This window comes from Phenylobacterium sp. LH3H17 (genome assembly GCF_024298925.1).
Classification (GTDB): Bacteria; Pseudomonadota; Alphaproteobacteria; order Caulobacterales; family Caulobacteraceae; genus Phenylobacterium.
This window is the reverse complement of sequence record NZ_CP101283.1, coordinates 588,380-600,242: the sequence shown is the minus strand read 5'-3', so window position 1 is coordinate 600,242 and position 11,863 is coordinate 588,380. Positions and strand designations below refer to the sequence as shown.

Below are 11,863 nucleotides of genomic sequence, written 5' to 3'. Positions count from 1 at the left end.
GTCGACACGGCCGCGAGGACTAGCCTGCCCGTCCGTCACCTGTTCAACATGCCTCGCAAAGCCGATGGGGAGCGCCCGATGCATGTCGCCTGGAGCCCGGAAGACCTCGCCTTCCGAGACGAGGTCCGCGCCTTCCTCGACGCTGAGCTGACCCCGGCCATGCGACATGAGACGCGGCTGATGACCAGCGTCTACGCCCCTCACGAGCTCTCCGTGGCCTGGCAGGCGATCCTGCACGCCCGCGGATGGGCGGCGCCGGCCTGGCCGGTGGAGTATGGGGGCTGCGGCTGGAGCGCGGCCCAGCGCTACATATTCGCCAGCGAACTCGCCGCCGCCGGCGCTCCGCCCCTGTCACCCATGGGGATCGGCATGTGCGGCCCGGTGCTCATCGGCCATGGTTCGCCCGAGCAGAAGGCCCATTACCTGCCGCGCATGCTGACCGGCGAGCACCAGTGGTGCCAGGGTTATTCCGAGCCCGGCTCAGGCTCGGACCTGGCCTCCCTGCAGATGGCCGCGGTGGACGACAGCGACCATTTCGTCTGCACCGGCCACAAGCTGTGGACCACCCACGCCAATGTCGCCAACTGGATCTTCTGCCTGGTGCGCACCTCCCAGGAGCGCATCCCTCAGCAGGGGATCACCTTCCTGCTGATCGACATGGCCGCGCCGGGGATCGAGGTGCGCCCGATCCTGATGCTGTCGGGAGAGCACATCCAGAACGACGTCTTCTTCACCGACGTTCGCGTCCCCAAGGCCAATGTGGTGGGCAAGGTCGGCGAGGGCTGGACAGTCGCCAAGTACCTGATGGAGTTCGAGCGCGGCGGTGGGGTCTCGACGCCCGGCCTGAAGGCGCGGCTCGACCGCATCCGGGAGATGGCCGCCAAGGAAGGCGTGCTGGCCGCTCCCGGCTTCGCTTCGCGCCTGGCCCAACTCTCCATCGAGATCGACGCCCTGGCCGCGGTGGAGCTGCAGATCCTCTCGAACCTCAGCCAAGGCGACGCGCCCGGCGCCAAGTCCTCGATGATGAAGACCGTCGGCACCGAGCTCAGCCAGCGGCTGACCGAACTGGCCCTGGAGGCGGCCGGCGACTACGCCGCCGCCTACCAGCCCCACGCCACGCGGCCCGGCGGCCCGACGCCCAACTACCGGCCGCCCGCCGACCAGGGCCATGTCGGGCCTGACCACAGCCTGACGGTGGCGGCCAAGTACCTGAACGACAGGGCGGGCTCGATCTATGCCGGCACGAACGAGATCCAGCGCAACATCATGGCCAAGGCGGTCCTGGGGCTGTAGCGGCGGGGATGACCGGAACCATTAAAGGTCATCCGTCCCACGGGGGCGGCCGCACGAAACCGCCGAACTCGCGTTCCATCAGGCCTGCGAAGGCGATGGTCGTGCGGTCTTCGAGGAAGGACCCGATCGCCTGGGCCCCGATCGGCAGACCCGCAGCGTCCAGGCCGATGGGGAAGGCGGTCGCCGGATTGCCTGTCAGGGTGGCGAGCGTCCCCCAGAGTGGCTGCGCCTCATAAGGGACGGCGATGCCGTCGATCTCCAGCATGGCCGGCCCGCCGGGGCCGTTGAGCGGCGGAGCCTGGGTCGGCATGGATGGACAGAGCACCACATCCCAGTCGTGAAACAGCGCGCGCCACTGGTGGGCGAAGGCCGTGCGCAGGCGGTCGGCGGCGATCCAGTCGCGATGGCTGAGCGCGCCGCCGCGCACGGCAGCCGAGGCCATGGGATCGGCCCCCGTCGGCAGGCGCTCGGCGGCCATGCGGGCCTGGGCGTAGGTCTCGTCCGCTGTGTCGGCGCTCATCTGCGCCATCAGCAGTTCGACGAAGGTCGCCGCGATCTGCGCCAAGTCCGGCAGGTGCGGGCTCTCCCGGCCGATATTGCAGCCCAGGGACGCCAGCCGTGCGGCGCGGTCGGCCAAGGCGACGCGGATACTGTCGGAGGTCGGCAGCAGTGGATGCCGATCGAGGGCCAGCACGCGATAGTCCTTCAGTGCGGCGTGGCGTGGCGGGGGCAGGTGGAGGCGAAAGCCCACCGCCTCATGGTCGTCGGGGCCGGCGGTGACTTCGAGCGCCAGGGCGAGGTCGTCGGCGCTGCGGGCCATCGGCCCCACGACGGCGAGATCGATCACCGGGGCAGGGCAGCTTGTCGGCGCCCCGGGTGGCGCAAATCCGCGGGATGGGGTCAGGCCGTGGGAGGGCTTGTGCGCGTAGACGCCGCAGTAGTGGGCCGGCGCCCGCAGCGATGAGGCCAGATCCGAGCCATATTCCAAGGACACGAGGCCCGCGGCCAGGGCCGCGGCCCCGCCGCCGGACGATCCGCCGGGCGTGCGCGACATATCCCAGGGATTGCGGGTGACGCCATGGACCGGGTTGGCGCTCTGCCAATCGGCGAGCATGGTCGGGATATTGGTCTTGCCGATGATGATCGCGCCGGCCGCCTTGAGGCGCGCCACGACCACGGCGTCCTCGAGAACCGGGATGTCCTGCATGCCCGGCAGCCCCCAGGTGGTGGGCAGGCCCGCCACGTTGAAGGCCTCCTTCACGGTCATGGGCAAGCCCAGCAACGGCCGCGTGTCGCCCGCGGCAAGGGCCGCGTCAGCCTGGCGGGCTTCGTCCCGCGCGCGGTCGAAGTCGCGGACCACCACGGCGTTGATCGCCCCGTCCAGGGCCTCGATCCGGTCGATGGTTTGGTCGAGCAGCTCCGCGGCCGAGACCTGGCGCGAGCGTAGATCGGCGGCGAGGCGGGTCGCGGTTCGATATTCCATGGCGCGGCTCCCTGGCGGCGGACGGTCGGCGATTGCCTAGCCCGGCTGCGGCGCGCGGGCTTGATCGGGATTGCGGGTCGCGAAAGTGTGGATGCATGTCGCTGACCAACCGGGCTCTCTGGACCATCGACCGCAACCTGGGCCGCGACCTGAGCCTGGCCGGGATCGCGGAAGCCTGCGGCGTCTCGCGCCACCACCTGGCCCACACCTTCCGCGAGGTGGCCGGCCGGCCGGTGATGGACTATGTGCGCGGCCGCCGGCTCAGCGACGCCGCCAAGGCCCTGGCCGGCGGCGCCGGCGACATCCTCGATCTGGCGCTGGAGAGCGGCTACGCCTCGCACGAGGCCTTCTCGCGGGCATTTCGCGCTCAGTTCGGCGCGACGCCGGAGGCGATCCGCCGGCGAGGTTCCACCCAAGGCCTGGTCCTGGCCGAGCCTATGATCGCCCCCAGCCGGACGGCTCCACCCTTGCCGCCCCCCCGGATAGAAGCCGCGGGCGAGATCCTGGCGGCGGGCCTAGGCCAACGCTGCGCCTTCGAGGACGGGCCGACGATCACCGGCCTCTGGCGGCGGTTCGGGCCGCGGTTCGGCGAGGTCGGAAACCGGGTGCAGCCGATCCCCATCGGGGTGGTGGCCGATCCGGACGACGAGGGCCGATTCGCCTACCTGGCAGCCGCCGAGGTCCGCGACTTCTTCGGGGTTCCGAGCGACTTCGAACGCCTGCGCATCCCGTCGCGCGACTATGCGGTGTTCGCCCACGACGACCACGTCTCGACCATCCGACAGACCTATGGCGCGATCTGGAACGAGTGGCTGCCGGACAACGGCAAGACCCTCGCCGAGGCGCCAACTATCGAGCGCCACATGCCGACCTTCGACACCCGGACCGGCTATGGCGGCCTCGAGATCTGGATCCCGCTGGGCTAGCCCCTACCCCACCAGTTCGTCGAACTCGTCGACGAGGCGCTCGAGTTGCTTCACGCCCGCCGCCCAGAAGGCCTTTTCGCGGGGGTTCAGGCCGAAGGGCTTGAGGGCCTCGACATAGGTGCGGGTGCCCCCGGCGGCGAGCAGGTCCTCGTAGAGGGGCGCGAAGGCCTTGGGATCCTCGCGGCGCTTCTCCATCAGGCCGCGCACCAGCAGGTCGCCGAAGGCGTAGGCGTAGACATAGAAGGGCGCATGCACGAAGTGGCTGACATAGGCCCAGTAGTGCTCGTAGCCGGCGTTGAGCTTCACGGCCGGGCCGAGGCTCTCGGACATGACGTCCAGCCACAGGCCGCTGATGTGGTCGGGCGCGAGCTCGCCCTCCAGCCGCGCGGCGTGGAAGCGGGTCTCGAACCGGTGGAAGGCGATCTGACGGACAACGGTGTTGAGACCGTCCTCGATCTTGCCCGCCAGAAGGCCCATCCGCTCGGCCTTGGAGGCGCCGGCCAGCAGGCGCTCGAACACCAGGCCCTCGCCGAAGATCGAAGCGGTCTCGGCCAGGGTCAGGGGGGTGTCGGCCAGCAGGGTGCCGAGCGGGCTGCACAGGGTCTGGTGGACGGCGTGGCCCAGTTCGTGGGCCAGGGTCAGGACGTCGCGCCGCTCGCCCATATAGTTCAAGAACACATAGGGGTGGCGGTTGGCGGTCACCGGATGGGAATAGGCGCCCGACTGCTTGCCGGCCCGGGGCCGGGCGTCGATCCAGGGCTGAGCGAAGAATGTCTGGGCCGTGTCGGCGAACTTGGGCGCCAGGTCGGAGAAGCTCTCCAGCACCATGCCCTTGGCCTCGTCCCAGCCGTAGGTGCGCGGCTGGGCCGTATCGAGCGGAGCGTTTCGGTCCCAATAGTCCAGGGTCTTGCGGCCCATGACCTTGGCCTTGAGCGCATAGTACCGGTGGCTGATCGAGGGGTATCCCTCGACCACGGCGGCCTCCAGGGCCTCGACGGCGTCGGCGTCCACCTCGTTGGCGATGTGGCGCGAGGCGGCGGGGCCGGGATATTTCCGCCAGCGGTCCTCGACCTGCTTCTCGAAGGCCAGGGTGTTCATGGCGAGCGCCAGGTTGGGGGTGCGCTCCTCCAGGGCCTTGGCCAAGCCCTGGGCGGCCTGCTTGCGGCGGGCGGCGTCGGGGTCGGACAGGCGGTTCAGCGCCTCGGGCAAAGTCAGGTTCTCGCGGCCGACCTTGGCCGTCAGCCGGGCCAGGGTCTCGTCGTAGAGACGGGTCCAGTTCGCCACGGCCGGACCCCGGTCGATGAGGATGCGCTCCAGGTCCGGCGACAGCTCATGCGGCCGCGACAGCCGCACGCGGCGCATCCAGGGCCGCCAGCGGGCGGCGGGGGGATGGGCCTTGAAGGCCATCTCGATCTCGTTGTCCTCGAGCTGGTTGAGTTCGAGGGTGAAGAACAGGCTCTCGGCGGCAATCTGGGAGGAGCGGGTCCGCAGGTCACCCTCGAACTTGGCCCAGGCCGCGTCGTCGCGGGCGACGGAAGCGGACAGCGAGGCATAGGCGCCGACGCCCCACAGGCCGTTCGTCGCGGTCTCGTACAGGGTGATGCCGTGGTCGAGCAGTTCGCCCAGGCGCAGCGGGTGGCCGCGCATCGCGACGAAGCGGCCTTTCAGCTTCACCAGCGCGTCATTGGCGGCCTTGGCGGCGGCCAGGTCGGTCTCGATGCGAGGATCGTCGCGGCCGGCATAGAGGTCGTCGAGCCGCCACTCGGGCAGGGCGTCTAGTTTCACGGGAGCGTTCATGGGCGGACTGATAGCCGCTCCCTGCCGGGGCTCCTAGCGGGCAGCCGACATAAACCCCTTCCGTTAAATCCACTTCAGCGTGATCTGCGGCCAGGCCGCCACCGGCTTTCCGACGGCGTAGCGCAGGCCAAAGCTGTGGCCGCCTTCCTCGAAGACATGCAATTCGGTGTCGGGCGACTTGCGCCGCTCGATGACCTCTTCCCTGGCCGTGGCGTGCTCGCCGCCGGGCGCGGGACCGGACCAGATCGGGAACTCGAGGGTATGCGGTCCGGCGGGACTGGCCGCGCCGAGCAGGAGGATAGCGGACGCGGCGAGGAGTTATCTGGACACCGGTATCATGGGCGAACTTTAACCGCCTGCGACCGTCCGGACAGTCGTCATCCTCCGGTCTTTGAAGCCGGAGGATGACAAGTCTGGGTCAGGTCTTGGGCGGAGGCCCGCCCTTGGCCGGCGCGACCGCGGGAGCCGCAGCGCCTTTGGCCTCGGTCAGCACATAGGCCCGCAGATCCTCGGCGCCCTGGGCGTCGAAGAAGCGGCTAAAGCTGGCCATGCCGCGCGAGGCCGAGGCCCCGTCGATCACCACGGACTTCCAGCTCTCGGCCGAGAGCAGCATCTGCGAGCGTCTCAGATCGGGCAGGTAGGTCCCCGTGGCGTTCGGGCCGTGGCAGACCTGGCAGTTCTGGTGGAACAGGGCGAAGCCGCGCTTGGCGTCGCCGGTCGAGGTCACGGCGGTCAGGTCGAGGGTCGCCACCTCCGGCCGCACATAGGCCGGCGCGACAGCCTTGCCGCCAAGCTTGAACACCATCAGCCGGCCCGGCAGCCGCGGACGGTCGGGCAGCAGGAAGGGCGCCGACAGGGCGCCGGCCCCGCCATAGCCGACCATCAGGGCGACATACTGCTCGCCGTCGATCTCGTAGGTCGAGGGCGGGGCGATCACCCCGTTGTCGGTCTCGTAGGTCCACAGCTTCTTGCCGTCGCCGGCGCTATAGGCCGCGAACTCGCCCTGGGCCGCGCCCTGGAAGATCAGGCCCCCGGCGGTCGACAGTACGCCGGCGTTCCAGAAGTGCGGATGCTCGATGGTGAAGCGGGCCTTCTGGGCCACCGGGTCCCAGGCGATCAGTTGGCCCTTCACCATGGCCTTGACCGCGGCGAGCTGGGCCTTGTCGGTGGGCAGGGCGTTGGCCAGGAAGTCGGTGCCGACGTTCCAGCCGCCGGCCCGGTAGCTGTAGCCGGCGTCCGGGGTGTAGGCGAACGGGATCGTCTGGGCCGGGATATAGACCAGGCCCTCCTTCGGGTTGAAGGCCATGGGGTGCCAGTTGTGGGCGCCGAACGGGGCCGGGATCTGCAGCGACGGCGCCTTCTCGTAACGCACGCCTGGGTTCTCGATTGGCCGGCCGGTCTTCATGTCGACGCCGGAGGACCAGGTGATCGGCACGAAGGGCTTGGCGGAGATCAGCGCGCCGGTGGCGCGGTCAAGCACGTAGAAGAAGCCGTTCTTGGGCGCCTGCATCAGCACCTTGCGCGGGGCGCCGTTGACGGTCAGGTCGGCCAGCATGATGTGCTGGGTGGCCGTGTAGTCCCAGCTCTCGCCCGGCGTGGTCTGGTAGTGCCAGACATATTCGCCGGTGTCGGGCTTGAGCGCCAGGATCGAGGACAGGAACAGGTTGTCGCCCTTGCCGTCCGAGCGCTTCACATGGTTCCAGGGCGAGCCGTTGCCGACCCCCGCGTAGAGGAGGTCGAGTTCGGGGTCGTAGGCCATGGCGTCCCAGACCGTGCCGCCGCCGCCGGTGGCCTTCCAGCCCTCGCCGAACCAGGTGGAAGCACCCCGCTCCTTCATGACCTTGTCGGAGGCGGCGTTGTCGGGCGCCCCGGTGGGGTTGGGCGTGGTGTAGAACCGCCAGACCAGCTTGCCGCTGGCCGCGTCATAGGCCGAGAGGTAGCCGCGGACGCCATACTCGCCGCCGCCGTTGCCAATCAGCACCTTGTCCTTGATGACGCGGGGCGCGCCGGTGATCGTGTAGGGCTTGGCGGTGTCGGTGGTCTGGACGGACCAGGCCTCGGTTCCGTCGGCGGCGTTCAGCGCCACCAACCGCCCGTCGAGCGTGCCGACATAGACCTTGCCCTTCCACACCGCGACGCCGCGATTGACCACGTCGCAGCAGGCGTCGAAACCCTTCTCGCCCTTGACCTTGGGGTCGTAGGACCATTTGAGCTCGCCGGTCTTGGCGTCGAAAGCGTAGACCTTGGACCAGGCGGTGGTGGTGTAAAGCACCCCGTCGACCATGATCGGCGTCGCCTCCTGGCCGCGATCGGTGTCGAACTCGTGCATCCAGGCCAGGCCGAGCCCGCCGACATTGGAGGCGTTGATCTTGTCGAGCGGACTGTAGCGCTGCTCGTCATAGGTCCGCCCGTAGGAGAGCCATTCGCCGTTGCCGCTCGCCGCGGCGATCCGCGCGCCGTCAACATCGCCCGCCTTGGTCCCGGACTGGCCGCAGGCGGCGAGCAGGGCGGTGGCGGCGAGCGCCGCCGCCAGTTTCAGCGTGTTCATGGTCGCCTCCCAATGGGCCGTTCACTCGCGGCCTTTGGGAGGAACTATGCGCGGAACGTCGCCGTGGGCAAGCATGCCGCCGGGTCAGGCGGCCTTGCGGCGGTCGGCGACCCAGGCGGCGACGGAGGCGGCGTAGTGGCCGAAGTGCATCGGCTGACCCTCGAAATCCAGGATCATGGTCAAGCTGGGCGGCACGATCGGCAAGCCTTTCGCACCGCCGCTATGCATGGACGAGGCGGGTCAGGCGTCCGCCGAGCGGAACGGCATGATGTCCCGTAGCCGGGGGTCGCGCAAAAAGAGCCCGCCCCAGGCCATGACGCCGATATAGACACCGAACAGGATGTGGCTGGGCCACGGATCGCCCACCCGAAGGTGGCTGGTGATGGCGCCGCCCAGCAGGGCGGTCATGAGGATCGCGCCCAGCACCGCGGTCCGCGGGGTCAGATAGAGGATCATGATCGCCAGCTCAGTCAGGCCGAGCCCGAGCGAGATGTCGCCGGAATAGCCGAGCCGGTGGAAGGACTCGGTGACCTGGGGGATCTTCGCCAGCTTGATCCCGCAATCCATGGCCATGAACAGCCCCACCAGTCCGGTGAGGACCCAGCTCACGATCCGGGCCGGGCGGGACTGGAAAGCCTTCGACAGGGACATTGGAACCTCCTCACATGGATTGGAGATGAGCGGCCAGACGTTCGGCGCCCTGGCTGACCATGTGGCCGAAGCCCATGCGGACGCTGAGGTCGCGATCGGCCAGGCTCTCGAAGCGAGCCTCGAGGGTCCAGCGGGTCGTGCCGCCCAGGTCCTCCAGCGTGACGGTGTTCACCGCCACCGGCGGCCCGCCGGCGGGCCGATCCTTGGCCGCCGAGGTCCAGACCAGGCGTTCAGGGGGGACCACCTCGGTGAACACACTGTCGATGCCGAACTCCATGCCGTTGGGCGCGCGCATGACGTGCCGCCAGAGGCCGCCGGGGCGGACGTCCATTTCGCAGACGGGGCTGCTGAAGCCCTCGCCGCCGTACCAGGCCGCCACATGGGTAGGATCGGTCAGGGCGGTCCAGACCAGGGCGCGCGGCGCGTCGTATGTCCGGGTGATGAGAATGACGGCTGCGTCCGTGGATGCGGCGTCTACTATGGTTTGCATGACGGGGTTCCTTCGAGAGTGGGGGTCTAGAGGTCAGGCGCCGCCCTGGCCGGGCGGCTTTTGCATCGTCGCCAGATACGTGCCGAGGCTGTCGAGGCTGCGGTCCCAGAAGCGGCGGTAGTCGCTCAGCCACGACCAGACGTCGGCCAGTGGCTCGGGCTCCAGGTGGCAGGGTCGCCACTGGGCTTCGCGACTGCGCGAGATAAGGCCCGCCCCTTCCAACACCTTCAGGTGCTTGGACACCGCCGCCAAGCTCATGTCGTAGGGCGCCGCCAGTTCGCCGACCGTCGCGTCGCCGGCCGTTAGTCGGGCGAGGATGCCCCGCCGGGTAGGGTCGGCGAGCGCCGACAGGGTGGCGCTTAGGCGATCTGGGTTCACGAATTTAACTAACTAGTTGACAACTGATTGGTTTAATACACCGGACGAAGTCGCGATGCAAGCCTCCGAAGCCCGCGGAAATCGGACCTACGGGGCGAGGCCCGGCGCGCGAGCGAGGATGCTCCGGCGCATGGCGTCGTTTGACGCCTCGACCTCGCGGATCATGGCCTTGAAGCGGGCGTCGCCGCGCAGGGACTGGGTCGTCGGGTCGAGGTCGAGCCGGGTGAAGGCGTCGATGTCGTAGAGAGCCCGGTAGCCGGCGTCGATAGCGGCGCGAAGCTCGGCCAGGGCGCGCTCCTTATCGCCCAGCATCGCGTAGGCTTTGACGCGGGCGATGCGCCGGGCGTTCATCTGGCGCAGGCCGGGCCTTGGCTCCGTGGCGGCGAGCACGGCTTGCGCGACCCGGCGGGCCTGCCCCTGGTCGCCGGTCTGCTGGATGACATAGGCCGCGCCAACCGCGTCGCTGGCGAGCCGGAGCGAGACCTTGGGCGCCGGCTGGAACAGCTCCGGCGAGGTCACCAGCAACTGTTCGCGGGCGAGGTCGAACTGGCCCAGATGCGCCCCGGCCAGGACGACGCCGCTGCGCCAGACGGGATCGGGCTCGGGCTGGGCCAGCCCGGCCTGGGCGAGCCGCATCAGACCCTGATAGTCGCCGGCCACGAGGAACCTGATGGCCTCGACGATCGGCCCGATGACCGGCTTGTCCTTCCAGTCGTCCAGGGCCGCGACCGCTTCGCGGGGCATGCCGAGATTGTAGTAGTAGTTGGCCAGCTGGATCGACGCCGCCGGATCGGTCTTGGGCGCCGCCGCCAGGCGGTACCAGATTACTGCCTGATCCAGCCGGCCCTGCTCGGCCAAGACGTCCCCGAGCTGCTCCTTGGAGTCGACGTATTCCGGGAACAGCTCGACATTCATCCGGTAGCGGCGCTCGGCCTCCTGCAGCTTGTCGGTGGCGAAGAGCGAGCCTGCCAGCGCGTTGTTGGCGACGCGATCGAGCGGATCGATCTCCAACGCCCGGCGCAGATAGGTCACCGCCTCCTGCGGCCGGCTCCCGGCGATGAAGTCGCCATAGAGGCTAAGCGCCTCGGGATCCCGGGGCGCCAGCTCCACGGCCCGCCTGTAGGCGGCCTCGGCCTGGCCTTCGGCGCTCTGCTGGCCTTCCCGGATGAACCGGATGGCGCTGAGCATTCCCTTGGCGACATAGGCCGAGGAGGACTTGGGATTGAGCTCCAGGGCCCTGGCGATCTGAGCCTCGGCGTCGCGCACCGCCGGCAGGAAGTCTCCTTCCAGGTGGTTCTGCGCCAAGTAGGCCGTGGCGTAGGCGTAGTCGGCGCGCACCTCGGCGTTGTCGGGCTCCATCTCGATCAGCTGGCGATAGATGGCCTGGGCGGCGAGCAGCTGCGCCTTGCCCTTCTGGCGCACCTGACCCTTGGCGACGACCTCCAGGCGATAGGCCTCGGGATCGCGCCGCACCGGACGCTCAGCCCGCCCACCCGCGCCCAGCTCAGCCTTCAGCGCCTCGGCGACGCCGTCGGCGATCTCGGTCTGGATGGCGAAGGCGTCGTCCATGGTGCGGTCATAGGTCTCCGACCACAGGTGGAAGCCGTTCTTGACGCTGACCAGTTGGCAGGTGACCCGAAGCCGGTCGCCCGAGCGGCGCACGCTGCCCTCCACCACGTGGGCGACGTTCAGCTTGCGGCCGATCTCGCGGACGTCCTCGTTCTTGCCCTTGAAATAGAAGGCTGAGGTGCGGCCGGCGACCTTCAGGTCCGGCACCTGGGCCAGGCTATTGGTGACCTCTTCAGTCAGGCCGTCGGCGAAGTACTCGGAGTCCGCGGCCTTGCTGAAATTAGCGAAGGGCAGGACCGCCACCGACTTGCTGGGCGGCGTGCCCATGCGCAGGCCGGCGCCACCCTCCCGGCCCAGGGACCCGGCCAAACCGAAAGCGGTGGCGACGAACACGACCACCACCGCGGCCATGGCCGCCAGGGCCGTCCAGTCCATCCAGTTCAGCCGTCGCTTCGGCTCATCCTCGCCGCTGTCGCTGGTCCGGCGGATCGAACCGTCGGGACCGAGCTCGAAGGCCCACGAGACGAGCAGAGCGACCGGCAAGCCAAGGGCCAGCAACAACAGGGTGAAGGCGGAGACCGATTTCGGAAAGTCGAGGGTTTCGAAGATGGTCTTGGCGACCTGGAAGACTCCCCAGGCCGTGACCGTGTAGACGCCGGCCACCCTGACCACGTTGCGTTTCTTCAATTCGCTGAGGAAGTGCCGGAAACCCAAGGCCGCCCCCACGG

9 protein-coding genes and 1 pseudogene are annotated in these 11,863 nt (G+C 69.1%); 2 read left to right on the top strand and 8 right to left on the bottom strand.

All coding sequences use genetic code 11. From position 1 onward, the window contains the following. Positions 1-78 precede the first annotated feature (78 nt). Positions 79-1,293: an acyl-CoA dehydrogenase family protein gene (locus tag M9M90_RS02995; RefSeq protein WP_254835683.1), complete on the top strand. Its 1,215-nt coding sequence runs from the start codon at positions 79-81 to the stop codon at positions 1,291-1,293. A gap of 28 nt (positions 1,294-1,321) precedes the next feature. Here M9M90_RS02995 and M9M90_RS02990 read toward each other — a convergent pair whose 3' ends face one another. Next, positions 1,322-2,776: an amidase gene (locus tag M9M90_RS02990; protein ID WP_254835682.1), complete on the bottom strand. Its 1,455-nt coding sequence runs from the start codon at positions 2,774-2,776 to the stop codon at positions 1,322-1,324. 95 nt (positions 2,777-2,871) lie between these two features. Here M9M90_RS02990 and M9M90_RS02985 point away from each other — a divergent pair, with 95 nt between their 5' ends. Then, positions 2,872-3,702, top strand: coding sequence for an AraC family transcriptional regulator (locus M9M90_RS02985; RefSeq protein WP_254835681.1), 831 nt, complete (start codon positions 2,872-2,874; stop codon positions 3,700-3,702). A gap of 3 nt (positions 3,703-3,705) precedes the next feature. Here the strand turns inward: M9M90_RS02985 and M9M90_RS02980 are convergent, their stop codons facing one another. The 7 genes and pseudogenes from M9M90_RS02980 to M9M90_RS02950 all read right to left on the bottom strand — a co-directional run bounded on the left by M9M90_RS02980 (position 3,706) and on the right by M9M90_RS02950 (position 11,822). Then, positions 3,706-5,499 (bottom strand): M3 family oligoendopeptidase, encoded by a 1,794-nt coding sequence (locus M9M90_RS02980; RefSeq protein WP_254835680.1) that lies wholly within the window; start codon positions 5,497-5,499, stop codon positions 3,706-3,708. Between the two features lie 63 nt (positions 5,500-5,562). Beyond that, positions 5,563-5,664 (bottom strand): annotated as a pseudogene (locus M9M90_RS02975) (hypothetical protein); the annotation flags it as partial. Positions 5,665-5,917: 253 nt separating this feature from the next. Next, positions 5,918-8,047 (bottom strand): PQQ-dependent dehydrogenase, methanol/ethanol family, encoded by a 2,130-nt coding sequence (locus tag M9M90_RS02970; protein WP_254835679.1) that lies wholly within the window; start codon positions 8,045-8,047, stop codon positions 5,918-5,920. Between the two features lie 240 nt (positions 8,048-8,287). After that, positions 8,288-8,698, bottom strand: a complete 411-nt coding sequence (locus M9M90_RS02965) for a DoxX family protein (protein ID WP_254835678.1) — start codon at positions 8,696-8,698, stop codon at positions 8,288-8,290. Positions 8,699-8,708: 10 nt separating this feature from the next. After that, on the bottom strand, positions 8,709-9,188 hold the full coding sequence (locus M9M90_RS02960; RefSeq protein WP_254835677.1) for an SRPBCC domain-containing protein: 480 nt from the start codon (positions 9,186-9,188) through the stop codon (positions 8,709-8,711). Positions 9,189-9,221: 33 nt separating this feature from the next. After that, a complete protein-coding gene (locus tag M9M90_RS02955; protein WP_254835676.1) occupies positions 9,222-9,566 on the bottom strand; it encodes a helix-turn-helix transcriptional regulator in 345 nt (114 codons plus the stop codon). Positions 9,567-9,653: 87 nt separating this feature from the next. Further along, positions 9,654-11,822 (bottom strand): tetratricopeptide repeat protein, encoded by a 2,169-nt coding sequence (locus M9M90_RS02950; RefSeq protein ID WP_254835675.1) that lies wholly within the window; start codon positions 11,820-11,822, stop codon positions 9,654-9,656. Positions 11,823-11,863 lie beyond the last annotated feature (41 nt).